Here is a 23,917-nt window from a genome sequence, read left to right as displayed (position 1 = left end):
TTTTTTCTGTTAACCAGTTGCGACGCGGCTTCGGCTGAGGTTCGGAACACTGCTGCAGATGAGTTTGCCGATGGGACACAAGACCGCACTTCACGCACAACATCATGCACTGGGCGCCAAACTGGTCGACTTCAGTGGCTGGGAAATGCCGCTGCATTACGGCTCTCAGGTAGAGGAACATCACAAGGTACGTCAGAGCGCGGGCATGTTTGATGTCTCGCACATGACCATCGTCGATGTGTCCGGATCCCAGGCGCGCAGCTACCTGCGCCACCTGCTGGCCAACGACGTGGCCGGCCTCAAGCAGAAGGGCAAGGCCCTGTACAGCGCCATGCTGAACGAAGAGGGTGGCGTCATCGACGATCTGATCGTTTACCTGATGACCGAACCCGATGTTGCCGGCGAGTGGTACCGCGTCGTGGTCAACTGCGGTACTCGCGAGAAAGACCTGCGCTGGATGGCCGACCAGGCGGTGCGTTTCGATGTGACTTTGACCGAGCAGCCGGAGCTGGCGATGATCGCCATTCAGGGGCCCAAGGCCCGTCAGCGCGTCGAGCAGGTGGTCAGCGACTCCCGTGCACGGCTGATTTCCGAGCTCAAGCCCTTTGTCGGTCAGGAATCCGAAGGCTGGTTTATCGCCCGCACCGGCTATACTGGCGAAGACGGCCTTGAGATCATGCTGCCGGAAGACGAAGCGGAAGCGTTCTGGCAGCAGCTGGTTGATGCCGGCGTAGCGCCCTGTGGCCTGGGCGCACGCGATACCTTGCGTCTGGAAGCGGGCATGAACCTCTACGGTTCCGATATGGACGAGCAGGTCTCGCCGCTGGAGGCCGGCATGAGCTGGACCCTGGCGCTGGAGCCGGCGGACCGTCAGTTTGTTGGCCGTGAGGCGGTGGAAGCACTCAAGGCCAAAGGCGCCGAGCGCAAGCTGGTCGGCCTGGTGCTGACCGAGCGTGGCGTGCTGCGTTCCCACCAGAAGGTGGTGGTCGATGGTCAGGGCGAAGGTGAAATCACCAGCGGCAGCTTCTCGCCGACGCTGGGGTATTCGATTGCACTGGCCCGCGTGCCGGCCGGTACCGGCAGCAGCGCCGAAGTTGAGATGCGTGGCAAGCGAGTACCGGTACAGGTGGTCAAACCGCCGTTCGTGCGCCATGGTGAAAAAGTATTTTCCTGAACGAGCCAGATAGGAAGCCGAGATGAGCAATGTCCCGAATGAACTGAAATATGTGGCCAGCCACGAGTGGATCCGTGACGAAGGTAACGGCATCGTGACCATCGGTATCACTGACCATGCCCAGGACCTGCTGGGTGATGTGGTGTTTGTCGAGCTGCCCGATGTAGGCGCCGAAGTGGCTGCCGGTGATGACACGGGTGTCGTCGAGTCGGTCAAGGCTGCCTCCGATGTCTACGCGCCGCTGAGCGGTGAAGTGGTTGCCATCAATGAGGCGCTGGAAGACGCGCCGGAGACCGTCAACTCGGATCCTTACGGTGATGGCTGGTTCTTCCAGTTGAAGCTGAGCGATACCAGCGAACTGGATGACCTGCTGGATGCGGACGGCTATGCCGCCCACTGTGAAGCCGAAGGCTGAGCAGGTCGCCCTATCGGTCGTACTGACGCGATTGCAGTGACCGACCGAACCTTTCCACTGTCCCGGCCTTTGCCGGGACAGTCATTTCAGACCAAAGACAGAGCACGATGAACCTCAAACCACTCATTCTTCAGTCCGGTGCCGATCGGCGCCTGCGTGGCGGCCACCTGTGGATCTACAGCAATGAAGTCGACAACAAGGCCACGCCGCTGAAAGGCTTCGAGCCGGGCGAACAGGTTATTGTGCAGGATGCACGCGGCAAGGCACTGGGCATCGCCTCGGTTAACCCCAACACGCTGATCTGTGGTCGCCTGTTGAGCCGGGATCTGCGTCACCCGCTGGATCGCTCGCTGCTGGTGCACCGCTTTAACGTGGCCAAGTCGCTGCGTGAGCAGTGCTTCGATCAGCCCTGTTACCGGGTCATCTTCGGTGATGCCGATGGTCTGCCGGGCCTGGTGGTGGATCGTTTCTACGATATCTTCGTGGTACAGATCTCCACCGCCGGTATGGAAGCGGCGCTGGAGCAGATTCTGGATGCGCTGAACAAGGTGTTCCAGCCGCAGGCGATTGTGCTGCGTAACGATGGCAAGATGCGTGCAACCGAAGGCCTGGAAACCTACATCGAGGTGGTTCAGGGTGAAGTGCCCGAGCTGGCGCCGCTGAATGAAAATGGTGTCAATCTGGTCGCACCGGTGCTGACTGGGCAAAAGACCGGCTGGTTCTATGACCACCGTGAAAACCGTGCCCGCATGCAGACGCTGGTCAAGGGCAAGCGGGTACTGGACCTGTTCAGCTATGTAGGTGGTTGGGGTGCTCAGGCGCTGGCGGCTGGCGCCAGTGAAGTGGTCTGTGTCGATGCTTCGGTCACCGCGCTGGAAGTGGCCGCCGAGAACGCCCGTCTGAATGACGGTGAAACCCGTTTCCGTGGTCTGCAGGGCGACGCCTTCGATCTGTGCAAGGCGCTGGTGGCGGACAAGGAGCGTTTCGATGTGGTGGTTGTGGATCCGCCGGCGTTCATCGCCAAGCGCAAGGATATCCGTAACGGCGAGCGTGCCTATGCCCGTATCAACAACCTGGCGATGCGTCTGCTGAACAAGGATGGCATCCTGATTTCGGCGTCCTGCTCGATGCATCTGGCCAAGGACCGTCTGGTCGATATCCTGCGCGCCAACAGCCGTGAACTGGATCGTAACGCGCAAATTTTCGCCCAGGGCTATCAGGGGGCTGACCATCCGATCCACCCGGCCATTCCCGAGACCGAGTACCTGAAGGCCTACTTTCTGCGCGTATTGCCGTCCAACTGATCTGCCGGATCCATGATACGCTTGGCTGACTGACGGGCTCGCCGACCGAAAACTTCGCTTCTGGCGGGCCTGTTGTTCCTGACACTATGAGGACAGCACGAGGAGAGTATCGATGGATTATCTGACACTGGGACAATCGGACCTCAAGGTCAGTCGTATCGCGCTGGGTACCATGACCTTCGGACGCCAGAACAGAGAAGCCGAGGCGTTCGAGCAGCTCGACTATGCGCTGGCGCGCGGTGTCAATCTGATCGATGCCGCCGAGATGTATCCGGTGCCCACCGCCGCGGAATTCCAGGGCCGTACCGAAGAGTACATCGGTAACTGGATGCGCCAGCGTGGCAACCGTGACAAGGTGGTTCTGGCCACCAAGGCGACCGGCCCGGGCGAAATGGTCAGCTACCTGCGCCCGGATATCCGCCATGATGCGCGTAACCTGCGCCTCGCCCTCGAAGGCAGTCTGCAACGGCTGCAGACCGACTATATCGACCTTTACCAGCTGCACTGGCCGGACCGCAGTACCAACTTCTTCGGTCAGCTCGGCTATCGCCATGATCCGGATAACAGCGGTACGCCACTGGCGGAAACCCTGAGTGTTCTTGCTGAGCTGGTGGCCGAAGGCAAGATCCGCCATATCGGTCTGTCCAACGAGACGCCCTGGGGCACCATGAAGTGTCTGCAACTGGCCGAGGAGCTGGGGCTGCCGCGGATCGTTTCGGTACAGAACCCCTACAGCCTGCTCAACCGCAGTGCGGAAGTGGGCCTGGCTGAAGTGCTGCTGCGGGAGCAGGTCGGCTTGCTGGCCTATTCGCCGCTGGGCTTTGGTGTGCTGAGTGGCAAGTATGCCGGTGGTGCCCGTCCCGAGGGCTCGCGCCTGGCGTTGTTCCCGGAATACCAGCGTTACCTGACCGAGCAGGGGCTGGCAGCCACCCAGTGCTATCTGGAACTGGCGGCGGAAGCGGGCCTCGACCCGGCGCAGATGGCGCTGGCCTACGTCAACAGCCGTCCTTTCCTCGGCAGCAACATCATCGGTGCCACACGAATGGATCAGCTGAAGGCAAATCTGGATTCGCTGGATGTGACGCTGAGTGCCGAGCTGCTGGCGCAGATCGAAGCGATCCATCAGCGCTACCCCAATCCCTGTCCCTGACGCCAGCTATTGATCAGCGGCAGGTCGGATCTCGTCCTGCCCTGAATCACTGGCCGATCCGTCGCTGCATTTGCCATACTCAAAGCAAACCCCAGCTGAAGGAGAAGCAGCATGCAGCAACAACAAGTCCAGGATCTGATGCAGCCCGTGCCCAACCCTCTGCATGTGGAGATGTCGCTGTCTCAGGCGGTTGACCTGATTCTGCAGTCCGGCCAGATGGGCCTGCCAGTGGTTAATGATGAGCACCAGGTGGTGGGTTTCGTCTCCGAGCACGACTGTATCGACTACCTGGTCAGCGGCAGCTATCACTGTGACAGCCGTATCCAGGTGAATGACATCATGTACCGCGAACCGCTGTGTGCCTCACCGACGGAAAGCATCATCGATCTGGTGCAGAAGATGGGGGGCAACAAGCCGAAAACCTGGCCGGTCGCCAGAGAGGGGCGGCTGCTCGGGGTGATCAGCCGCCGTCAGATCATGCAGGCCCTGAATGCCAGCATGAAAGGCTGTCGCTCACGCGTCTGAGGCGGGCATCAGCTCCAGAATGGGCCAGCCCCGTGTCTGCGCCGTTGTGCGCAGGCGGTCGTCGGGGTTGGTGGCGACCGGGTTGTCCACTACTTCCAGCAACGGCAAGTCGTTGTTGGAGTCACTGTAGAACCAGCTGCCGGTCAGACTGTGGCCGGTTTCTTCGAGCCAGGCATGCAGACGCGAGACCTTGCCGCTCTGGAAGCAGGGCGTGCCGGCGACCTTGCCGGTGAACTGGCCGTCGATCATCTCAGGATCTGTCGCCAGCAGGGCGTCCACGCCGAGGCGCTGGGCGATCGGGGCGGTGACGAAGCGGTTGGTGGCGGTGATGATCAGCAGGAAATCCCCTTTTGCGCGGTGTTCGGACAGCAGCTGCTCGGCCTTGGGCAGAATGATCGGCTCGATGCACTCGGCCATGAACTCGGCGTGCCAGATGTCCAGTTGCTCCGGGGTGTGCTGGGCCAGCGGGTTGAGGGCAAAGTTCAGAAACTCGTGGATATCCATCTCGCCACGCAGGTACTCCTCGTAGAAGCGGTCGTTGGCGGCACGGTATTCATGTTCATCGACCACGCCCTTGCGGCAGAGAAACTCGCCCCAGGCATGGTCGCTGTCACCCCCGATCAGGGTGTGGTCCAGGTCAAAAATCGCAAGGCTCACGCAGGACTCCTCAGCATTGGGCCGGCGCGGGGCCGGGCAGACAAAAGCGCAAGCATAGACCTGCAGAGGGGGCGGGTGCAATCGGCGTACCGGTCGGCTATTTGCCAAACAGCCGATCTGTGGAACAATAAAAACCAAAACAGGTATAGATCGGGATCAAAATTGTGATTGATGCAGATGGATTCAGACCCAATGTCGGAATCATTCTGGTTAATTCGCAGGGTCAGGTTCTTTGGGCAAGACGCATCGGGCAGAACGCCTGGCAGTTCCCGCAAGGTGGTATACAGTCAAACGAGTCACCCGAACAGGCGATGTATCGTGAGCTCGGTGAAGAGATCGGACTGACGCCCTCGGATGTGGAGATTATGGCGGTGACGCGCGGCTGGCTGCGCTACCGACTTCCCAAACGCATGATCCGGCGCCACTCACACCCCGTGTGCGTGGGCCAGAAACAGAAATGGTTCCTGCTGCGCATGCTCAGTGATGACAGCGCCGTGCGAATTGATCATACCGATTCCCCCGAGTTTGATGGCTGGGAGTGGGTCAGTTACTGGTACCCTCTGGGGCAGGTGGTGTCCTTCAAGCGTGAGGTGTACCGCAAGGCGATGAAGGAATTGTCGCCCCGGTTGGCGCGCCTGCAGGCCGCACACTAACAAAACAGAGGAGCCGCCTGATGAGTATGCTGAGTGTGCTGCGCAAGATCGTTCAGGAGGTCAGCACGGCACCGGACCTGGATTCTGTGCTCGACCTGATCGTGCGCCGCATTCAGCAGGCGATGAAGACTCAGGTATGCTCCATCTTCCTGTTCGACCCCGTGCGCCAGCGTTATGTGCTGCGCGCCACTCAGGGGTTGAACCAGGAGGCGGTGGGCAAGGTCAGCCTGTCCTCGACCGAGGGGATCGTCGGTCAGGTCGGCCAGCGTGCCGAGCCGATCAACCTCGAGGATGCTTCCCGTCATCCCGCCTTCCATTACCTCAAATCGACCGGCGAAGAGCGTTTCCATGCCTTCCTTGGGGTGCCGATCATTCATCACCGCAGTGTACTGGGTGTGCTGGTGGTACAGCAGATGGAGCATCGGCGCTTCGATGAAAGCGAAGAAGCGTTTATGGTCACCCTGTCGGCTCAGTTGGCCGGCATCATTGCTCATGCCGAAGCGACCGGTTCCGTCAATTCCGAGCAGCACCCTCAGGCCAAGGCCAAGCCGCAGCGCGACCGTCATTTCAATGGTGTCGCTGCCGCGTCTGGTGTGGCGATCGGTACCGTGGTGGTGGCGACGCTGGCGGCGGAGCTGGAAACGGTGGCGGATAAGCCGGCGAAGGATGTGCAGCAGGAGCTGGATGCTTTCAAGGCGGCGCTGGAGTCGGTACGCGACGATATTCGCACCGTCAGCAACAGTCTGGCACGACGGCTGCGCTCGGACGAGCAGGCACTGTTCGATGTTTACCTGCGCATGCTCGACGATCAGGCGCTGGCCGGTGAGATCGAGGAGCGTATCCGGGCGGGCAGCTGGGCCCAAGGGGCGCTGCGCGAGGTCGTGCTGACCCAGGTGCGTCAGTTCAACTCGATGGAGGACGCCTACCTGCGTGAGCGGGCCAGTGATATCCGCGATCTGGGGCGGCGCATTCTCGGCTATCTGCAGGAGAGTGCCGGGCCACCGGAAGTGGAGTGTGCCGAAGAGAGTATCCTGGTAGCCGACGAGCTGTCGCCGGCGATGCTGGGTCTGGTGCCGGAAGACAAGCTGGTGGGTCTGGTGTCGGTCAGTGGCTCGGGGACCTCTCATGCTGCGATCATGGCGCGGGCCGTGGGCATACCCACGGTGATGGGGGTCGTCGACCTGCCCTTTACCCGTCTGGAAGGGCGTCAGGTGATCGTCGATGGCTACTCGGGGCGTGTCTACGTCAATCCGTCCGAACAGCTGCTGGAAGCCTTCCGTGAGGTGATCCGCGAAGAGCGTGCCGTGGCGGCCGGACTGGAAGGGTTGAGGGATCTGCCGGCGGAAACCACCGATGGTTATCGTATGCCGCTTTGGGTCAATACCGGGCTGGTCGCTGATGTGAGTCGCTCGTTGCAGCGGGGGGCTGAAGGTATCGGCCTGTACCGTACCGAGATTCCGTTCATGATCCGCGACTTCTTCCCCAGTGAACACGAGCAGCTGCAGAGCTATCGCAGCCAGCTGGAAGCCTTCGCGCCGCGCCCGGTGACCATGCGTACCCTGGATATTGGTGGTGACAAGGCGCTGCCCTATTTTCCCATCGAAGAGGACAACCCCTTCCTGGGCTGGCGTGGTATTCGCGTAACCCTGGATCATCCGGAGATTTTCCTGGTACAGGTGCGGGCGATGCTGCGGGCGTCGGAAGGGCTCAACAACCTGCGCATCATGTTACCGATGGTGACCAGTGTGCATGAGGTCGAGGAGGCGTTACGCCAGATTGATCGGGCGCTGAGTGAGCTGCAGGACGAAGGTTATGAGGTGCAGCGCCCGCTGGTCGGCGTGATGGTCGAGGTACCGGCGGCGGTCTATCAGGTGCGTCGCTTTGCTCGCCTGGTTGATTTTGTTTCCGTCGGCTCCAACGACCTGACCCAGTACATTCTGGCGGTGGACCGCAATAACCCCCGGGTGGCGGGGCTTTATGCTGCCTATCATCCGGCGGTGCTGCGGGCACTGCAGTATATCGCCCGTGAAACGCGCAAAGAGGGCAAGCCGGTCTCCATTTGTGGCGAGATGGCGGCGGATCCGGGTGGTGCCCTGCTGCTGATGGCGATGGGCTATGAAGTGCTGTCGATGAACGCCAACAACCTGCCGCGCGTCAAATCGGCGATCCGGGGTGTCAGTCTGGCCCGTGCCCAGTCATTGCTGAGCCGGGTACTGCGCATGGATGATGCCGAAGAGATTCACCAGTATCTGCGCCAGGTGCTGAAACAGCTGGGGCTGGGGCAGCTGACGCGGCCGCGCCTGCCGAATCAGCCGTCCGGTTAGGTCGATACCAGTAGTGGGCGGTCGAGCAGAAAGCGTCGTCGCCCCGTCCGCCGAGCGGCCGCATCGTAACTTTCCTCCAGCAGCAGCAGGCGACCGCTATGGTGCTGCATCATCAGCGTGCAGGCCCGGGTGCCGTAATCCTCCGAGACGATAAAACAGGACGACAGCAGGCGCTCCCGTTCCAGGGGCAGGCCGGTGTCCGGCAGCTGTGGGTCGGTCGGTCGGCTGCGGTCGTGCAGCAGGTGTAGCAGGCGGTCGGGGTTGAGTCGGTTCTGCGCCAGCGCCTGCTGCAGGCGTGCGCGTGCCAGCAATGTCTTGGGCCAGGGCGTGTCGAGCAGGGCGTTGCTGAGGCCAAAGACCCCTTGTTGTAACGGCTGGCAGTGGTCGGTGACGTTGCTGTAGTGGTACCAGCCTTGTTCGTCCCGCAGTAGCAGGTTGAAGCCGGCGTAACGCGAGGCCTTGAGCTCATTGCAGAAGCGGGTCGCGGGCATGGATGAATCCAGAAAGTCATTGACCAGGTTGCCGCGCGAGCGGGCCTGCTCCGGCACCGGGCGGCGCAGGTTGCGGTGGTTGGTGACCAGTGCGAAGCGGTTGTTGTCGCCCAGTCCCATCCAGCTGCCGCCGGCGCGCAGGTCGCGTCCGCCGAGTATGGGCAAGTCTGGCCAGACGCTCAGTGGTTGGGTAGGGCGCTGGTGAAATTCGTCACGGTTGGCCACCAGTATCAGCGGCCAGTCGGGGTGAGCGTTGAGGGCAAATACGGCTAGACACATGGTGGTTCGGTTTCATCCAGAGGGTTCAGGCTCTAAGATAAACCGCTTTACCCTGCGGATAAATCGATCATGTTGATGACTCTTGCGCTTTACCTGCTCCTTGGTGCCGTTGCAGGCATCGTGGCCGGTCTGTTTGGCATTGGTGGCGGCTTGCTGATTGTGCCGGTGCTGATCTTCTCTTTCCAGTTGCAGGGCGTTGATGCCGCCGTGCTGACTCACATGGCTGTGGCGACGTCGCTGGCGACCATCGTCATTACCTCGCTCAGTTCGGTGCGCGCCCATCACCGGCATGGTGCCGTACGCTGGGAACTGTTTCGGCCGCTGGCAGTCGGAATTCTGGCGGGTGCGGTACTGGGGGTAAATACAGCGGTGCAGTTGAGCGGCGGTGTCCTGCAGGTTGCGCTCGGCACCTTTGCCCTGCTCGTTGCGGCGCAGATGGCGTTCGGTCTCAAGCCCGGTGCCGGTGATAAGGGGCCGGGCAGGACAGAACTCGGTATATCCGGCGGTATCATCGGCTGGGCCTCGTCGATCTTTGGCATCGGTGGCGGCACCTTGACCGTGCCCTATCTGAGCTGGCGCCAGGTCACAATGCAGCAGGCGGTGGCCACATCGGCGGCTTGCGGTCTGCCGATTGCGCTGATGGGGGCCCTGACCAATGTCTGGGTTGGCTGGGGTGAAGCGCAACTGCCGGATTGGAGCCTGGGGTACGTCTACCTGCCGGCCTTCGTTGGCATTGTTATGGCCAGTTCGCTGACGGCGCCGCTGGGTGCCAGGCTGGCACACCGCCTGCCGCAGCCGGTACTGAAAAAAGTGTTCGCGGTGTTTCTCGTGGTCGTGGGCGGCCGTTTTATTCTTTCCAACCTGGGATAAGTATCTATGTGGGTGCATGACATCAATCCGCTGGCACTGGAGCTGGGGCCGTTGAAGATTCACTGGTACGGTTTGATGTACCTGATCGGCTTCGGTGCGGCCTGGTGGCTGGGTAACTATCGGGCACGCAAGGCCGGTTCCGGCTGGACCGAGCAGCAGGTGTCCGATCTGGTGTTCTGGAGCGCTGTCGGTGTGATTCTCGGCGGTCGCATGGGCTATGTGCTGTTCTACAATTTCGACTATTTTCTGCAGGATCCGCTGTGGCTGTTTGCCGTCTGGGAAGGAGGGATGTCCTTCCATGGTGGCTTGATCGGTGTGCTGGTCGTGCTGGCGCTCTTTGCTCACCGCTACGGCAAGACCTTTTTCGAAATCGGCGACTTCGTGGCGCCACTGGTGCCGATCGGTTTGGGTGCCGGTCGTCTGGGCAACTTTATCGGCGGTGAGGTCTGGGGGCGGGTGACCGATGTGCCTTGGGCGGTGATCTTTCCGCGTGCCGGTGACGGCCTGCCGCGGCATCCATCACAGTTGTACGAGATGGCGCTGGAAGGCGTAGCGCTGTTCGTACTGCTCTGGTGGTATTCGGCGCGTCCGCGTCCGCGCATGGCGGTCTCGGGGTTGTTCCTGCTGGGCTATGGTGCTTTCCGCTCGCTGGTGGAGCTGGTACGTGAGCCGGACGGCCATCTGGGCTTTATCGCCTTCGACTGGTTGACCATGGGGCAGCTGCTGTCGCTGCCGATGATCCTGCTGGGGGCACTGCTGATGCTGCTGGCCTATCGGCGCGAGGCAGTACAGCAGGCCTAGTGCCGCAATGGTCTATGCTGGCTAAAGAACGGCCAGCGGCATAAAATGGCGGCTATTTGTTTTTGGGATGGGGCGATTATGCAGCAGTATCTGGACCTGATGCGGGACATCATCGACAACGGCGTGGACAAGGGTGATCGAACCGGAACGGGGACTCGCTCGGTGTTTGGTCGTCAGCTGCGCTTCGATCTGTCGCAGGGCTTTCCGCTGCTGACCACCAAAAAGGTCCATCTGAAATCGGTGATCTACGAACTGCTCTGGTTCCTCTCCGGCAGTACCGACAACAACTGGTTGCAGCAGCGTGGTGTGCGCATCTGGAACGAGTGGGCACTGGAAGATGGTGATCTGGGGCCGATCTATGGCAAGCAGTGGCGCTCCTGGGCCTGCCCTGATGGTTCCACCATTGACCAGATCGCCACCGTGGTGGAGCAGATCAAGCGTACGCCCAACTCCCGCCGCCTGATCGTCAGCGGCTGGAATCCGGCCGATCTGCCGGACGAAACCATCAGTCCGCAGGATAATGTGCGTCAGGGGCGTGCCGCGCTGCCGCCCTGCCATACCCTGTTCCAGTTCTATGTCGCCGAGGGCAAGTTGAGCTGTCAGCTGTACCAGCGCAGCGCCGACTACTTCCTCGGCGTGCCGTTCAATATCGCCTCCTACTCGCTGTTGACCCATATGGTGGCTCAGCAGTGTGATCTTGAGGTGGGCGAGTTCGTGCACACCTTCGGCGATCTGCACCTGTATCACAACCACCTCAATGACCCGGCCATCGTGCAGGAGCAGCTGTCGCGCACGCCCAAGGCGCTGCCGCAGCTGAGCATCCGTCGCCGTCCCGCCGATATCTTCAGCTATGAATATGAGGACTTCGAGGTCAGCGGTTACGACCCTGACCCGGTCATTCGAGCCCCCATCGCCGTCTGATGCAAGGAGAACGCATGCGTCTGGCCATGATTGTCGCCCAGTCCGAGAACCGGGTGATCGGTATCAATAACAAACTGCCCTGGTATCTGCCGGAGGACCTGAAGTATTTCAAACGGGTCACACTCGGCAAGCCGATCATCATGGGTCGCAAGACCTTCGAGTCGATCGGTCGACCGCTGCCGGGGCGAACCAATATCGTCATTACCCGCGATACCGGCTGGGATCATCCCGGGGTGCGGGTTGTGCACAGTCTGGATGAGGGCGTGGCGCTCGGCGAGAGTCTGGCGCTGATCGATGGCGTCGAGGAAGCGGTGGTGATTGGCGGTGCCGAGATCTATGCGCTCTGTCTGCCGCGTGCGGATCGCCTCTATCTGACCCAGGTGCATGCCGAGATCAACGGTGATGCCTTCTTCCCGGCACTGGAAGCAAGTGTCTGGCAGGAGGTGGCGCGGGAAGACTTTGCGGCCATCGAGCCCAACCCCTATGACTACAGTTTCATCGTGCTGGACCGCTGCCAGACCGAGGTTGAGCATGCTGGATAAATTGCTGTCGGTGCTGGGTGATGGTGCCTTTCACTCCGGCAGTGAGCTGGGGCGGGAGCTGGGAATCAGTCGCAGCGCGGTATGGAAGCATATGCAGCGTCTGCAGGAGCTGGGGCTTGAGGTCTACAGCGTCAAGGGGCGCGGTTACCGTTTGCCTGGTGGTGTTGACCTGATTGATGCTGATCGCCTGCGTGAGCGCCTGCTGGCAGGCAGTCTGGTCGAGCGACTGGCGGCGGTAGAAGTGACGATCGAGACCGATTCGACCAACGCTCAGGGGCTGCAGGCGCTGCAGCAGGGTGTGCACAGTGGTCTCTTTGTTGCCGAGTATCAGCATGCAGGGCGAGGCCGGCGCGGCCGCCAGTGGTTGAGCCCGCTGGCCTCAAGTCTCTGCTTTACCCTGGCCTGGCGTTTCAACACCGGGGTGGCCGCGCTGGAAGGGCTGAGTCTTGCCGTGGGGCTGGCGCTGCAGCAGGCACTGGCCGAGCTGGGTGTCGAGCAGGTGGGGCTGAAGTGGCCCAATGATCTGCTGGTCGATAATGCCAAGCTGGCCGGCATCCTGATCGAGTTGAGCGGCGATGCAGCCGGCGAGTGTCAGGTGGCGATCGGTGTGGGCTTGAACGTGGCCCTGCCGGAAGGGCTGGCCGAGCAACTGGATCAGCCTTGCATCGACCTGCAAGCACTGGGTTTCAAGGGTGATCGAACCGAACTGCTGGCAACCCTGGTGCGTCAGCTGGTGCAGGTGCTGCAGCGTTTCGAGTCCGGTGGCTTTGCCCAGTTGCGGCCCGCCTGGGAGGCGGCCAACGTGTTCCAGGGGCGGCCGGTGCGATTGATCTCGGGGGCGCATACCTTCGAAGGCATCTGTCTGGGCGTTACGGATCAGGGTGGGCTTCGGCTGCAGACCGACAAGGGGCAGGAAGTCTTTCATGGTGGCGAAGTGAGTGTGCGAGCGCATGAAACGGCTTGAGCTGGATGCGGGCAATACCTTCATCAAATGGCGCCTGCTCGATGAGGAGCGGGTGTTGGAGCGGGGGCGCTGGCTGACGGCTGAATTCGCAGCTGAGCAGCTGCTGGCGTGTCGGCAGCCCCCCAGTGAGGTCTGGCTGGCCTCGGTCGCTGGCGAGGGGCTCAACCAGGTGCTGGCGGAAGGCGTGGAGCGGTGTTGGCAGGTGCCGTTGCGTCGTGCGCTGACAGTGGCAGAGGCTGCGGGGGTGCGCAACAGCTATGAGGACCCCTCACGCATGGGGGTGGATCGCTGGCTGGCGATGCTGGCGGCCTGGAATCGTGTTGGCCAGTCCTGCTGTGTGGTGGATTGCGGCAGTGCGATCACGGTGGATCTGCTTGATGCCGAAGGCTGCCACCAGGGGGGGTACATCCTGCCTGGCATTCGGCTGATGCAACAGTCACTGCTGGGGAATACCGCTGAAGTGAGAGTGGACAGGGATGTGGTGCACCCTTCAGTCGCGCCAGGCTGCGATACCAGCAGCGCGGTTGCGCATGGTGCCAACCTGCTGCTGTTGGCACTGGCGCAGCAGCTGCATGCCGGGATTCCAGGGCTGGCAGCACCTGCACGAATACTGGTGACAGGTGGTGATGGCGCACAACTGATGGAGCTGATGCCGGGGGCAGAACTCTGTCCCGATCTGGTTATGGATGGCCTGAGATGGGCGCTGGAGTAAGGGAATGATGCGATGGGTGGCGCTGCTGCTGTTATTGCTCAATGCGCTGATGTTGCTTTGGTATGCACAGCAGCAGAGTGCTGAGACGCCCGAAATGGTCAGTGAGCAGATCAGCCGGCTGCGGCTGCTGCATGAGCTGGGCGGGGGTGAAACCCTGCAGCCAAGGGCGCAGGAGTGCTACCAGTTGGGCGCTTTCGGTTCTCGGGCGGAAGTCGCGACGGCGGTGGAAAGGCTGCAGGAGCGCGGCTTTGATACCGAGGTAGAGCCGGCAGCGCCGGCCGTGTTGGGCTACCGCTTGCGCCTGCCGCGACCGGCAGAGCCGGCGGCGCAGCTTGAACTGCTGGATCGACTGGCGCTGGCGGGATGGGTGCCGCAAACTCGTGATGGTGATTTCGTGCTCGGGCCATTTATGGGCGAAGATGCGTTGCGGCAGGCCAGGGCCGAGCGGGAGGCGATTCATGCGGTGCTGAAGCTGGAACTTCAGCAGGAGCCTATCCTGGATGATACGCCCGGGTTTCAGATTCTGGCCGCTATTGCTGAAGGCCATATGGATGAGGCGCGACTGGCTCAGCTGATGGCTGCCGGCTGGCCCGGCATAAAAATTGAAAAAAAGTTGTGCGAAGGGGTTGCACAGCCCCAATCGGATCAGTAAGATACGCACCACTTCGACAGGCAAGGCCGGTATAGCTCAGTTGGTAGAGCAACTGACTTGTAATCAGTAGGTCCGGGGTTCGACTCCTCGTGCCGGCACCATGTCTGGAGAAGATTGAAAGGCTGGTGGGGTTCCCGAGTGGCCAAAGGGATCAGACTGTAAATCTGACGCGCAAGCTTCGGTGGTTCGAATCCACCTCCCACCACCATCTCCGTTTAAGCGGGTATGGTATAGTGGCTATTACCTCAGCCTTCCAAGCTGAAGAGGCGGGTTCGATTCCCGCTACCCGCTCCAAATGGGGCAAAAGGAAAAGAGTTATGCTCATGTAGCTCAGGGGTAGAGCACACCCTTGGTAAGGGTGAGGTCGGCGGTTCAAATCCGCCCATGAGCTCCAGTTTTGATGAAGGGTAGATATAGCGATATGTCTACCCTTTGTCGTATTTGGCGTACTTGAAACGACTTGATCAGGTTGACCTTGCCATGGCTAAACAAGCATTTGAACGTAGCAAGCCGCACGTTAACGTAGGTACCATCGGTCACGTTGACCACGGTAAAACCACTCTGACCGCTGCACTGACTCGCGTATGTGCAGAAGTATGGGGCGGCGACGCCGTTGCTTTCGACGGTATCGACAACGCACCGGAAGAGCGTGAGCGTGGTATCACCATCTCTACTTCACACGTAGAGTACGAATCTCCGACTCGCCACTACGCGCACGTAGACTGCCCGGGACACGCTGACTACGTTAAGAACATGATCACTGGTGCTGCTCAGATGGACGGCGCTATCCTGGTATGTTCCGCTGCAGACGGCCCCATGCCGCAGACTCGTGAGCACATCCTGCTGTCTCGTCAGGTTGGCGTACCGTACATCGTTGTGTTCCTGAACAAAGCGGACATGGTCGACGACGAAGAGCTGCTGGAACTGGTTGAAATGGAAGTTCGTGAACTTCTGGACCAGTACGAATTCCCGGGCGACGACACTCCGATCGTTGTGGGTTCTGCTCTGATGGCGCTGAACGGCGAAGACGACAACGGTTACGGTACTTCTGCTGTCAAGAAGCTGGTTGAGACTCTGGATGAGTACATCCCTGAGCCGCAGCGCGCTGTTGACCTGCCGTTCCTGATGCCGATCGAGGACGTATTCTCTATCTCCGGTCGTGGTACCGTAGTAACCGGTCGTATCGAGCGTGGCATCCTGAACGTTGGTGACGAGATCGAAATCGTTGGTATCAAGGACACCACCAAGACTACCTGTACTGGTGTTGAGATGTTCCGCAAGCTGCTGGACCAGGGTCGTGCAGGCGAGAACGTTGGTGCGCTGCTGCGTGGTACCAAGCGTGACGAAGTTGAGCGTGGTCAGGTCCTGGCTAAGCCGGGTTCCATCACTCCGCACACCAAGTTCGAAGGCGAAGTCTACGTACTGAGCAAGGAAGAAGGCGGTCGTCACACTCCGTTCTTCAAAGGCTACCGTCCGCAGTTCTACTTCCGTACCACTGACATCACTGGTGCGTGTGAACTGCCGGAAGGCGTTGAAATGGTAATGCCGGGCGACAACATCCAGATGACTGTTACCCTGATCAACCCGATCGCGATGGAAGACGGTCTGCGCTTCGCCATCCGTGAAGGTGGTCGTACCGTGGGTGCCGGTGTGGTATCCAAAATTATCGAGTAATTATCGATAATTACCTGTTGCATGCAGGTGGGGAGGCGCCTATAATGTGCCTCCCTGTTACGCAACAGGCCAGTAGCTCAATTGGCAGAGCAGCGGTCTCCAAAACCGCAGGTTGGGGGTTCGATTCCCTCCTGGCCTGCCATTCCTAGTCAGGAATGGTGTCACACAAAGCGCAAGCTTTCATTAAGCCGAGGCTCCAAGCGTGAACTCTAAAGTGACTTCCGAAGGATCTAAACTCGATGGCCTGAAATGGGTTATTGTGGTCGCATTGGTGGCGGCTGGTGTTGTAGGGAACTCCATTTTTGCTGGTGAGTCTCTGCTCTATCGGGTATTGGCGCTGGTTGCGTTGGCAGTGGTTGCAGGCTTTGTTGCGCTGCAGACTGCGAAAGGCAAGGCGTTCTTCCAGCTGTTCAAAGAAGCCAAGAATGAAATTCGCAGGGTTGTCTGGCCGACGCGCCAGGAGACGCTGCAGACTACCGCTATCGTTGTATTGGCTGTATTGCTGGTCGGTCTGGCGCTCTGGGGGCTTGATTCCCTGCTGGGGTGGCTGGTTTCCGGCGCTATTGGTTAAGAGGTGTAAGCATGGACATGGACAAGAAGCGTTGGTATGTCGTGCATGCCTACTCCGGCTACGAAAAGCGCGTCATGAATACCCTGAAAGAACGGATCGAGCTGCATGGTATGCAGGATCTGTTTGGTGATGTTCTGGTGCCGACCGAAGAAGTGGTCGAGATTCGTGACGGCAAGAAGCGCAAGTCAGAGCGCAAGTTTTATCCGGGCTATGTTCTGGTGCAGATGGTCATGAATGACGAGACCTGGCACCTGGTCAAGAACACGCCTCGGGTTATGGGTTTTATCGGTGGTACGGCGGACAAGCCGGCGCCGATTACCCAGAAGGAAGCGGACGAGATTCTGCAGCGCGTTGAAAGCGGTGTAGACAAGCCGCGGCCGAAAACCGTATTTGAACCGGGTGAGATGGTGCGTGTCATCGACGGTCCCTTTGCTGACTTCAACGGCGTGGTCGAAGAGGTCAACTACGAGAAGAACCGTCTGCAGGTTGCTGTGCTCATTTTCGGTCGCTCGACTCCGGTCGAGCTGGAATTTACCCAGGTCGAAAAGGCCTGAGTCTGGTAACGAAGCCGCCCGAGGGCGGTTTTCGTTGTTGTTAGAAATGGGGAGCCCCGAGGGGCGTTTGAACCCAAAGGAGTAGCTTAATGGCTAAGAAAATCAATGCTTATATCAAGCTGCAGGTAAAAGCAGGTCAGGCTAACCCGAGTCCTCCCGTAGGTCCGGCTCTGGGTCAGCACGGTGTTAACATCATGGAGTTCTGTAAAGCGTTCAACGCCCAGACTCAGAGCATGGAGCCGGGTCTGCCGGTGCCGGTTGTTATCACTGTATACAGCGACCGCAGCTTCACATTCATCACCAAGACTCCTCCGGCTGCAATCCTGCTGAAGAAGGCCGCTGGCCTGAAGAGCGGTTCTGCACGTCCGAACACTGAGAAAGTGGGTACTGTTACCCGTGCTCAGCTGGAAGAGATTGCAACTACCAAGATGGCGGATCTGACCGCTGCCGATATGGATGCGGCTGTTCGTACCATCGCTGGTAGCGCACGTTCCATGGGTCTGGTCGTAGAGGGTGATGAGTAATGGCTAAGCTGACTAAGCGCCAGAAGGCGATCCGTGAGAAGGTTGAGAGCGGTAAGCTGTACCCGGTAGCAGATGCAGTTGCTCTGCTGGGTGAGATCTCTTCAGTCAAGTTCACCGAGTCTGTTGATGTTGCTGTGAACCTGGGTGTTGACCCGCGTAAATCCGACCAGGTTGTGCGTGGTTCAAGCGTACTGCCGAACGGTACTGGTAAAGAAGTCCGTGTTGCTGTCTTCGCTCAGGGTGAAAACGCTGAGAAAGCAAAAGCAGCCGGTGCTGACGTGGTTGGCTTTGATGACCTGGCTGAACAGGTTAAGGCCGGTAACCTGGATTTTGACGTTGTGATCGCGACTCCTGACGCTATGCGTGTTGTCGGTCAGCTGGGTCAGATCCTGGGTCCGCGTGGCCTGATGCCGAACCCGAAGGTCGGTACCGTGACTCCGGACGTGACTACTGCAGTCAACAACGCCAAGGCTGGTCAGGTACGTTTCCGTACTGACAAGAACGGCATCATCCATTGTTCCGTTGGCAAGCTGGGCTTCGAAGGCCAGGCTATCCAGCAGAACGTGGAAGCGCTGCTGGCTGAGCTGAAGAAGCTGAAGCCTGCATCTGCCAAAGGCGTATACGTTAAGAAAGTGACCCTGTCCACTACCATGGGCCCGGGTCTGGCGATCGATCAGTCCTCTCTGAGCTTCTGATCGACGTAAAGGTTTTTTGAGGGTCTTCGTGACCTGTAATACAGAGACGAAGGCCGTCAAAGACCGCAGGTGATGTCATACCTTCGGGTGGCGGCATCTTAATGGAAACACCAGCCTGCGCAGACGGTGAGATTCACGCGAATCGAAAACCACCGTACTCAGAAGCCCCGCAAGGGGTGGTTGGTAAACAGTCGAAAGACTAAATCCAGGAGTAAATCGTGGCATTAGGACTCGAAGACAAAAAAGCGATCGTCGCTGAAGTCCAGGAAGCTGCCAAGTCTGCTCTGTCTGCAGTAGTTGCCGATTCTCGCGGCGTAACTGTAGAAGACATGACTGCTCTGCGTAAAGAAGCCCGTGCGAACGGCGTATGGCTGAAAGTCGTACGTAACACCCTGGCTCGCCGCGCAGTAGAAGGCACTGACTACGCATGTCTGCAGGACAGCTTTGTCGGTCCGACCATCATCGCATTCTCCACCGAGCACCCGGGTGCCGGTGCGCGTATCCTCAAGGATTTCGCGAAAGGTAACGAGCAGTTTGAACTGAAAACTGCTGCGTTCGAAGGCGAAGTGGTTGACATCGCAATGCTGGCAAGCCTGCCGACGTACGACGAAGCTATCGCCAAGCTGATGAGCGTTCTGAAAGAAGCATCTGCTGGCAAGCTGGTTCGTACCATTGCGGCAATTCGCGACCAGAAAGAGCAGGAAGCTGCCTAAGACTTGTTCTTGGCTGTTTCTTGAAAGTTTTAACGAGCTATCGCTCTACCCAATTATCAGGATTTGAATCATGTCTCTGACTCACGAAGATATCATCAACGCTGTTGCTGAAATGTCCGTTAAGGACGTTGTTGCTCTGATCGAAGCAATGGAAGAAAAATTCGGTGTTACCGCTGCTGCTGCCGTTATGGCTGGCCCGGCTGGCGACGCTGGTGCTGCTGAAGAGCAGACTGAGTTCAACGTTGTTCTGGCTTCTGCCGGCGACAAGAAAGTAAACGTCATCAAGGCTGTCCGCGGCGCTACTGGCCTGGGCCTGAAAGAAGCCAAAGAGCTGGTTGACGGCGCTCCGTCTACCATCAAAGAAGGCGTAGAAAAAGCTGAAGCTGAAGAGCTGAAGAAAGCTCTGGAAGAAGCTGGCGCGACTGTTGAGCTCAAGTAATCGCGTTGATGCGCAAAAAGCAGCGTAAAACTGCTTAAAAAGCGTATGGCTGGTGGCGAAGCGCCACCGGCCTTTTTCCGTTATTTATAGACAGCAAATAAATAATGGCTACACAGCCCGTTCGCAGGCATGCGAGGGGGACTGGCTTCTCAACCTGGGTGCAGATGCTGGGGAACACTGATGGCTTATTCATATACTGAGAAGAAACGCATTCGCAAGAATTTCGCTAAGTTGCGGCAGGTTATGGATGTGCCATACCTGTTGGCAATTCAGCTCGACTCCTACCGTCGCTTCTTGCAGGACGGCAGCGCTGGCGAAGGACGTCGTGACGAAGGCTTGCACGCTGCGTTCAATTCCGTATTTCCAATTGTCTCTTACTCTGGCAACGCAGCCCTCGAGTACGCCGGCTACCGTCTGGGCGAACCCGTATTCGACGTGAAAGAGTGTCAGCAGCGTGGCATCACCTACGCAGCGCCTCTGCGCGTCAAAGTGCGCCTGGTGATCTATGACCGTGATTCGTCTACCAAAGCGGTCAAGGACATCAAGGAGCAGGAAGTATACATGGGCGAAATGCCCCTGATGACCGAAAACGGTACCTTTGTTGTTAACGGTACCGAGCGTGTCATCGTATCTCAGCTGCACCGTTCACCGGGTGTGTTCTTCGACCACGACAAGGGTAAGACACACTCCTCCGGCAAGCTGCTGTACTCCGCACGCATCATTCCTTACCGTGGCTCCTGGCTCGACTTCGAATTCGATCCCAAGGACAGCCTGTTCGTGCGTATCGACCGTCGTCGTAAACTGCCGGCGACCATCCTGCTGCGTGCCCTGGGTTACGAAGCAGAAGAGGTTCTGGAAACCTTCTTCGAGAACACCGGCTGGACGCTGGAAGGCGACAGCATCTGGATGGATCTGATTCCGGAGCGCCTGCGTGGCGAAACCATGTCCTTCGAGATCAAGGATCCGGAAGGCAACGTCATCGTGGAAGCGGGTCGTCGTATTACGCCGCGTCACATCCGTCAGATGGCGAAAGCGGGCATGGAACAGCTGAACGTGCCGGCCGAATACCTGATCGGCAAGGCGCTGGCTCGCAACTTGGTAGATCCGAGCACCGGTGAACTGGTTGCCAACTGCAACGCCGAGATCACTGAAGAGCTGATCGGCAAGATGCAGGTGCTGGGCATCGATCGCATCGAGACACTGTATACCAACGATCTGGACTGCGGATCGTTCATCTCAGACACTCTGCGTATCGACCCGACCCGCAACCAGCTGGAAGCTCTGGTCGAAATCTACCGCATGATGCGCCCGGGCGAGCCGCCCACCAAGGAATCTGCGGAAGCGCTGTTCGAGAACCTGTTCTTCTCTGACGAGCGCTACGACCTGTCCGGCGTCGGCCGTATGAAGTTCAACCGTCGTCTGGGTCGCGATGCCGTCACTGGACCGGGCATCCTGGACAAGGATGACATCCTGGACGTGATGAAGACCCTGATCGACATCCGTAACGGCAAGGGCACCGTCGACGATATCGACCACCTGGGCAACCGTCGTATCCGTTCCGTCGGTGAAATGGCCGAGAACCAGTTCCGTGTCGGTCTGGTCCGTGTCGAGCGCGCCGTGCGTGAGCGTCTGTCCATGGCGGAATCCGACAACCTGATGCCGCAGGACCTGATCAACGCCAAGCCGGTGGCCGCAGCGATCAAGGAATTCTTCGGTTCCTCTCAGCTGTCCCAGTTCATGGACCAGAACAACCCGCTGTCCGAGGTTACACACAAGCGTCGTGTATCCGCACTGGGCCCGGGCGGTCTGACTCGTGAGCGTGCCGGCTTCGAGGTGCGAGACGTGCACCCGACCCACTACGGTCGCGTCTGCCCGATCGAGACCCCTGAAGGTCCGAACATCGGTCTGATCAACTCGCTGGCGGTATTTGCCCGCACCAACGACTACGGCTTCCTGGAAACGCCGTACCGTCGCGTGGTCGATGGCCAGGTTACCGACGAGATCGACTACCTGTCGGCGATCGAAGAGAACAAGTACGTGATCGCCCAGGCCTCTGCGGCCATGGACGAAGAGCGTCGCCTGACCGATGAGCTGGTGGCGGTACGTCACCTGAACGAATTCACCGTTATGGGCCCTGAGCGTGTTCAGTACATGGACGTGTCTCCGCGCCAGGTGGTATCCGTTGCGGCATCCCTGATCCCGTTCCTCGAGCACGATGACGCCAACCGCGCCCTGATGGGTTCCAACATGCAGCGTCAGGCCGTGCCGACTCTGCGTGCCGAGAAGCCACTGGTGGGTACCGGTATCGAGCGTAACGTGGCGCAGGACTCCGGTGTCTGTGTTGTGGCCCGTCGCGGCGGCATCATCGAATCCGTCGATGCGGCACGTATCGTGGTGCGTGTGCACGATGACGAGGTACAGGCCGGTGACGCCGGTGTCGATATCTACAACCTGACCAAGTACGTGCGTTCCAACCAGAACACCTGCATCAACCAGCGCTCCATCGTGAGCCCGGGTGAATCCGTGCAGCGTGGTGACGTCATGGCTGACGGTCCGTCCGTCGACTTGGGCGAGCTGGCTCTGGGTCAGAACATGCGCATCGCGTTCATGCCGTGGAACGGCTACAACTTCGAGGACTCCATCCTCATCTCCGAACGCGTGGTTCAGGAAGATCGCTTCACCACTATCCACATTCAGGAACTGACCTGTGTGGCGCGTGACACCAAGCTGGGGCCGGAAGAGATTACCTCCGACATCCCCAACGTGGGCGAGTCTGCACTGGCCAAGCTGGATGAGGCCGGTATCGTGCATATCGGTGCCGAAGTGGGTCCGGGCGACATCCTGGTCGGCAAGGTAACGCCGAAGGGCGAAACCCAGCTGACGCCGGAAGAAAAACTGCTGCGTGCGATCTTCGGTGAGAAGGCGTCCGACGTTAAGGACACCTCTCTGCGCGTGAAGACCGGTACCGTTGGTAAGGTTATCGACGTTCAGGTATTCACCCGTGATGGCGTGCAGAAAGACGAACGTGCTCTGTCCATCGAGAAGTCCGAGCTGGATGCGATCCGCAAGGACCTGAACGAAGAGTTCCGCATCGTTGAACAGGCAACATTCGAACGTCTGCAGCGCAAGCTGGTCGGTCTGTCTGCTGAAGGCGGTGCTGGCCTGAAGAAGGGCGAAGAGATCACCGAGGAATTCCTCAACGGTCTGAAGAAAGCTGACTGGTTCAAGATCCGCGTTGCTGACGAAGCGATCAGCGAAGAGCTGGAGCTGGCCAAGAAGCAGCTGGAAGAGCGTCGCGAAAACCTCGACAAGCGCTTCGAAGACAAGAAAGGCAAGCTGCAGACCGGTGATGACCTGGCTCCGGGCGTACTGAAGATCGTCAAGGTATACGTTGCGACCAAGCGCCGCGTACAGCCGGGTGACAAGATGGCGGGCCGTCACGGTAACAAGGGTGTTATCTCCGTGATCATGCCGGTCGAGGATATGCCGTACGACGCCCATGGCGAGCCGGTTGATATTGTCCTCAACCCGCTGGGTGTACCGTCCCGTATGAACGTGGGTCAGATTCTCGAGACTCACCTGGGTATGGCGGCAACCGGTCTGGGTCGCAAGGTCAATGCGATGCTGGAGCAGGAGCAGGCCAAGGCCGAGAAGGTCAAGGCGCTGCGTGAATTCCTGCATCAGGTCTACAATGGTGAACACGGCGGCCTGGCCGCAGGTCATCAGGAAGATCTGGACAGCTTCAGCGATGACGAAATCCTGGAACTGGCGGCCAACCTGCGCCGCGGTGTTCCGCTGGCAACGCCGGTCTTCGACGGTGCCAAGGAAAGCGAAATCAAGGCCCTGCTGCGTCTGGCTGACCTGGATGACAGTGGTCAGGTACGTCTGTTCGATGGCCGTACCGGTGATATCTTCGACCGTCCGGTAACCGTCGGTTACATGTACATGCTGAAGTTGAACCACCTGGTCGACGACAAGATGCACGCACGTTCCACCGGTTCCTACAGCCTGGTTACCCAGCAGCCGCTGGGTGGTAAGGCGCAGTTCGGTGGTCAGCGCTTCGGTGAGATGGAGGTCTGGGCACTGGAAGCCTATGGTGCCGCCTACACCCTGCAGGAAATGCTGACCGTGAAGTCGGACGACGTGAACGGCCGTACCAAGATGTACAAGAACATCGTCGACGGCGATCACCGTATGGAACCGGGCATGCCGGAATCGTTCAACGTGTTGATCAAGGAAATCCGCTCGCTCGGTATCGATATCGAGCTCGAGAGCGAATAAGTCCTGAATGATCACCAGCCGGGGGCCTTGGT

General features: G+C 59.4%; 24 protein-coding genes and 5 tRNA genes. 27 read left to right on the top strand and 2 right to left on the bottom strand.

The window, feature by feature from the left end:
* Positions 1-70 precede the first annotated feature (70 nt).
* The 5 genes from gcvT to ABD013_RS15325 all read left to right on the top strand — a co-directional run bounded on the left by gcvT (position 71) and on the right by ABD013_RS15325 (position 4,568).
* Entirely contained in the window at positions 71-1,174 is a 1,104-nt protein-coding gene (gcvT, locus tag ABD013_RS15345) for a glycine cleavage system aminomethyltransferase GcvT (protein ID WP_343807837.1), read from the top strand.
* Between the two features lie 22 nt (positions 1,175-1,196).
* Positions 1,197-1,589: a glycine cleavage system protein GcvH gene (gene gcvH, locus ABD013_RS15340; RefSeq protein WP_343807834.1), complete on the top strand. Its 393-nt coding sequence runs from the start codon at positions 1,197-1,199 to the stop codon at positions 1,587-1,589.
* A gap of 107 nt (positions 1,590-1,696) precedes the next feature.
* The gene (locus ABD013_RS15335) at positions 1,697-2,893 is read left to right on the top strand and encodes a class I SAM-dependent rRNA methyltransferase (RefSeq protein WP_343807831.1); all 1,197 of its coding nucleotides are present in this window, start codon (positions 1,697-1,699) and stop codon (positions 2,891-2,893) included.
* 112 nt (positions 2,894-3,005) lie between these two features.
* The gene (locus ABD013_RS15330; protein ID WP_343807828.1) at positions 3,006-4,043 is read left to right on the top strand and encodes an NADP(H)-dependent aldo-keto reductase; all 1,038 of its coding nucleotides are present in this window, start codon (positions 3,006-3,008) and stop codon (positions 4,041-4,043) included.
* A gap of 111 nt (positions 4,044-4,154) precedes the next feature.
* Entirely contained in the window at positions 4,155-4,568 is a 414-nt protein-coding gene (locus ABD013_RS15325) for a CBS domain-containing protein (protein ID WP_343807826.1), read from the top strand.
* Here the strand turns inward: ABD013_RS15325 and ABD013_RS15320 are convergent.
* Positions 4,557-5,225 (bottom strand): histidinol-phosphatase, encoded by a 669-nt coding sequence (locus tag ABD013_RS15320; protein WP_343807824.1) that lies wholly within the window; start codon positions 5,223-5,225, stop codon positions 4,557-4,559. The two genes, ABD013_RS15325 and ABD013_RS15320, sit on opposite strands and share 12 nt — an antisense overlap.
* 164 nt (positions 5,226-5,389) lie before the next feature.
* Here ABD013_RS15320 and ABD013_RS15315 point away from each other — a divergent pair, with 164 nt between their 5' ends.
* Both ABD013_RS15315 and ptsP read left to right on the top strand, forming a co-directional pair.
* Positions 5,390-5,878, top strand: coding sequence for an RNA pyrophosphohydrolase (locus ABD013_RS15315; RefSeq protein ID WP_343807821.1), 489 nt, complete (start codon positions 5,390-5,392; stop codon positions 5,876-5,878).
* Positions 5,879-5,904: 26 nt separating this feature from the next.
* Positions 5,905-8,202, top strand: a complete 2,298-nt coding sequence (gene ptsP / locus ABD013_RS15310; protein WP_343808044.1) for a phosphoenolpyruvate--protein phosphotransferase — start codon at positions 5,905-5,907, stop codon at positions 8,200-8,202.
* On the opposite strand, the gene ABD013_RS15305 is transcribed toward ptsP, so the two are convergent.
* Positions 8,199-8,972 (bottom strand): NRDE family protein, encoded by a 774-nt coding sequence (locus ABD013_RS15305; RefSeq protein WP_343807818.1) that lies wholly within the window; start codon positions 8,970-8,972, stop codon positions 8,199-8,201. The genes ptsP and ABD013_RS15305 overlap by 4 nt on opposite strands.
* 69 nt (positions 8,973-9,041) lie before the next feature.
* Between ABD013_RS15305 and ABD013_RS15300 the strand changes: the two genes are divergently transcribed.
* From ABD013_RS15300 to rpoB, 20 genes are all read left to right on the top strand, one after another.
* Positions 9,042-9,842: a sulfite exporter TauE/SafE family protein gene (locus ABD013_RS15300; RefSeq protein WP_343807815.1), complete on the top strand. Its 801-nt coding sequence runs from the start codon at positions 9,042-9,044 to the stop codon at positions 9,840-9,842.
* Positions 9,843-9,848: 6 nt separating this feature from the next.
* Positions 9,849-10,643, top strand: coding sequence for a prolipoprotein diacylglyceryl transferase (gene lgt, locus ABD013_RS15295; RefSeq protein ID WP_343807812.1), 795 nt, complete (start codon positions 9,849-9,851; stop codon positions 10,641-10,643).
* A gap of 78 nt (positions 10,644-10,721) precedes the next feature.
* Complete coding sequence (locus tag ABD013_RS15290) at positions 10,722-11,564, top strand: thymidylate synthase (RefSeq protein ID WP_343807809.1); 843 nt, start codon at positions 10,722-10,724, stop codon at positions 11,562-11,564.
* Positions 11,565-11,578: 14 nt separating this feature from the next.
* Positions 11,579-12,106, top strand: coding sequence for a dihydrofolate reductase (locus tag ABD013_RS15285; protein ID WP_343807806.1), 528 nt, complete (start codon positions 11,579-11,581; stop codon positions 12,104-12,106).
* Positions 12,096-13,070 carry a bifunctional biotin--[acetyl-CoA-carboxylase] ligase/biotin operon repressor BirA gene (gene birA, locus ABD013_RS15280; RefSeq protein WP_343807803.1) on the top strand — a complete coding sequence of 325 codons (975 nt, stop codon included), beginning with the start codon at positions 12,096-12,098 and terminating at the stop codon, positions 13,068-13,070. The genes ABD013_RS15285 and birA overlap by 11 nt, the downstream gene beginning before the upstream one ends.
* On the top strand, positions 13,057-13,782 hold the full coding sequence (locus tag ABD013_RS15275) for a type III pantothenate kinase (protein ID WP_343807800.1): 726 nt from the start codon (positions 13,057-13,059) through the stop codon (positions 13,780-13,782). The genes birA and ABD013_RS15275 overlap by 14 nt, the downstream gene beginning before the upstream one ends.
* Before the next feature lie 4 nt (positions 13,783-13,786).
* Entirely contained in the window at positions 13,787-14,434 is a 648-nt protein-coding gene (locus ABD013_RS15270; RefSeq protein WP_343807798.1) for a hypothetical protein, read from the top strand.
* Between the two features lie 25 nt (positions 14,435-14,459).
* Positions 14,460-14,535: transfer RNA gene (locus tag ABD013_RS15265), tRNA-Thr, on the top strand.
* A gap of 23 nt (positions 14,536-14,558) precedes the next feature.
* Positions 14,559-14,642, top strand: a tRNA-Tyr gene (locus ABD013_RS15260).
* Positions 14,643-14,653: 11 nt separating this feature from the next.
* Positions 14,654-14,728 (top strand) — tRNA-Gly (locus ABD013_RS15255).
* Positions 14,729-14,753: 25 nt separating this feature from the next.
* Positions 14,754-14,828: transfer RNA gene (locus ABD013_RS15250), tRNA-Thr, on the top strand.
* Positions 14,829-14,914: 86 nt separating this feature from the next.
* Positions 14,915-16,108 (top strand): elongation factor Tu, encoded by a 1,194-nt coding sequence (tuf, locus tag ABD013_RS15245; protein WP_343807765.1) that lies wholly within the window; start codon positions 14,915-14,917, stop codon positions 16,106-16,108.
* A 66-nt stretch (positions 16,109-16,174) separates the two neighbouring features.
* Positions 16,175-16,250 (top strand) — tRNA-Trp (locus ABD013_RS15240).
* Between the two features lie 60 nt (positions 16,251-16,310).
* Positions 16,311-16,679 (top strand): preprotein translocase subunit SecE, encoded by a 369-nt coding sequence (secE, locus tag ABD013_RS15235; protein ID WP_343807795.1) that lies wholly within the window; start codon positions 16,311-16,313, stop codon positions 16,677-16,679.
* Positions 16,680-16,690: 11 nt separating this feature from the next.
* The gene (gene nusG, locus ABD013_RS15230) at positions 16,691-17,233 is read left to right on the top strand and encodes a transcription termination/antitermination protein NusG (RefSeq protein WP_343807792.1); all 543 of its coding nucleotides are present in this window, start codon (positions 16,691-16,693) and stop codon (positions 17,231-17,233) included.
* Between the two features lie 89 nt (positions 17,234-17,322).
* On the top strand, positions 17,323-17,757 hold the full coding sequence (gene rplK / locus ABD013_RS15225) for a 50S ribosomal protein L11 (RefSeq protein WP_343807789.1): 435 nt from the start codon (positions 17,323-17,325) through the stop codon (positions 17,755-17,757).
* Entirely contained in the window at positions 17,757-18,452 is a 696-nt protein-coding gene (gene rplA / locus ABD013_RS15220; RefSeq protein ID WP_343807786.1) for a 50S ribosomal protein L1, read from the top strand. Before rplK ends, rplA begins: the two co-directional genes overlap by 1 nt.
* 218 nt (positions 18,453-18,670) lie before the next feature.
* Positions 18,671-19,165 (top strand): 50S ribosomal protein L10, encoded by a 495-nt coding sequence (gene rplJ / locus ABD013_RS15215; RefSeq protein WP_343807783.1) that lies wholly within the window; start codon positions 18,671-18,673, stop codon positions 19,163-19,165.
* A gap of 70 nt (positions 19,166-19,235) precedes the next feature.
* Positions 19,236-19,604, top strand: coding sequence for a 50S ribosomal protein L7/L12 (gene rplL / locus ABD013_RS15210; protein WP_343807780.1), 369 nt, complete (start codon positions 19,236-19,238; stop codon positions 19,602-19,604).
* A gap of 180 nt (positions 19,605-19,784) precedes the next feature.
* Positions 19,785-23,885, top strand: coding sequence for a DNA-directed RNA polymerase subunit beta (rpoB, locus tag ABD013_RS15205; protein WP_343807777.1), 4,101 nt, complete (start codon positions 19,785-19,787; stop codon positions 23,883-23,885).
* The last annotated feature ends 32 nt before the right edge of the window (positions 23,886-23,917 follow it).

The organism is Marinobacterium maritimum, from assembly GCF_039523155.1.
Taxonomy (GTDB): Bacteria; Pseudomonadota; Gammaproteobacteria; order Pseudomonadales; family Balneatricaceae; genus Marinobacterium; species Marinobacterium maritimum.
This window is presented reverse-complemented; position numbering and strand designations above follow the sequence as displayed.

Bases quoted from the DNA above. Each gene is read 5' to 3' on its own strand.
- ABD013_RS15335 (WP_343807831.1), top strand. From the start codon at position 1,697: ATGAACCTCAAACCACTCATTCTTCAGTCCGGTGCCGATCGGCGCCTG.
- rplA (WP_343807786.1), top strand. From the start codon at position 17,757: ATGGCTAAGCTGACTAAGCGCCAGAAGGCGATCCGTGAGAAGGTTGAG.
- ABD013_RS15325 (WP_343807826.1), top strand. From the start codon at position 4,155: ATGCAGCAACAACAAGTCCAGGATCTGATGCAGCCCGTGCCCAACCCT.
- nusG (WP_343807792.1), top strand. From the start codon at position 16,691: ATGGACATGGACAAGAAGCGTTGGTATGTCGTGCATGCCTACTCCGGC.
- ptsP (WP_343808044.1), top strand. From the start codon at position 5,905: ATGCTGAGTGTGCTGCGCAAGATCGTTCAGGAGGTCAGCACGGCACCG.
- ABD013_RS15330 (WP_343807828.1), top strand. From the start codon at position 3,006: ATGGATTATCTGACACTGGGACAATCGGACCTCAAGGTCAGTCGTATC.
- ABD013_RS15270 (WP_343807798.1), top strand. From the start codon at position 13,787: ATGATGCGATGGGTGGCGCTGCTGCTGTTATTGCTCAATGCGCTGATG.
- birA (WP_343807803.1), top strand. From the start codon at position 12,096: ATGCTGGATAAATTGCTGTCGGTGCTGGGTGATGGTGCCTTTCACTCC.
- gcvT (WP_343807837.1), top strand. From the start codon at position 71: ATGGGACACAAGACCGCACTTCACGCACAACATCATGCACTGGGCGCC.
- ABD013_RS15275 (WP_343807800.1), top strand. From the start codon at position 13,057: ATGAAACGGCTTGAGCTGGATGCGGGCAATACCTTCATCAAATGGCGC.
- gcvH (WP_343807834.1), top strand. From the start codon at position 1,197: ATGAGCAATGTCCCGAATGAACTGAAATATGTGGCCAGCCACGAGTGG.
- rplK (WP_343807789.1), top strand. From the start codon at position 17,323: ATGGCTAAGAAAATCAATGCTTATATCAAGCTGCAGGTAAAAGCAGGT.
- ABD013_RS15290 (WP_343807809.1), top strand. From the start codon at position 10,722: ATGCAGCAGTATCTGGACCTGATGCGGGACATCATCGACAACGGCGTG.
- lgt (WP_343807812.1), top strand. From the start codon at position 9,849: ATGTGGGTGCATGACATCAATCCGCTGGCACTGGAGCTGGGGCCGTTG.
- ABD013_RS15300 (WP_343807815.1), top strand. From the start codon at position 9,042: ATGTTGATGACTCTTGCGCTTTACCTGCTCCTTGGTGCCGTTGCAGGC.
- ABD013_RS15305 (WP_343807818.1), bottom strand. From the start codon at position 8,972: ATGTGTCTAGCCGTATTTGCCCTCAACGCTCACCCCGACTGGCCGCTG.
- ABD013_RS15285 (WP_343807806.1), top strand. From the start codon at position 11,579: ATGCGTCTGGCCATGATTGTCGCCCAGTCCGAGAACCGGGTGATCGGT.
- tuf (WP_343807765.1), top strand. From the start codon at position 14,915: ATGGCTAAACAAGCATTTGAACGTAGCAAGCCGCACGTTAACGTAGGT.
- rplL (WP_343807780.1), top strand. From the start codon at position 19,236: ATGTCTCTGACTCACGAAGATATCATCAACGCTGTTGCTGAAATGTCC.
- rpoB (WP_343807777.1), top strand. From the start codon at position 19,785: ATGGCTTATTCATATACTGAGAAGAAACGCATTCGCAAGAATTTCGCT.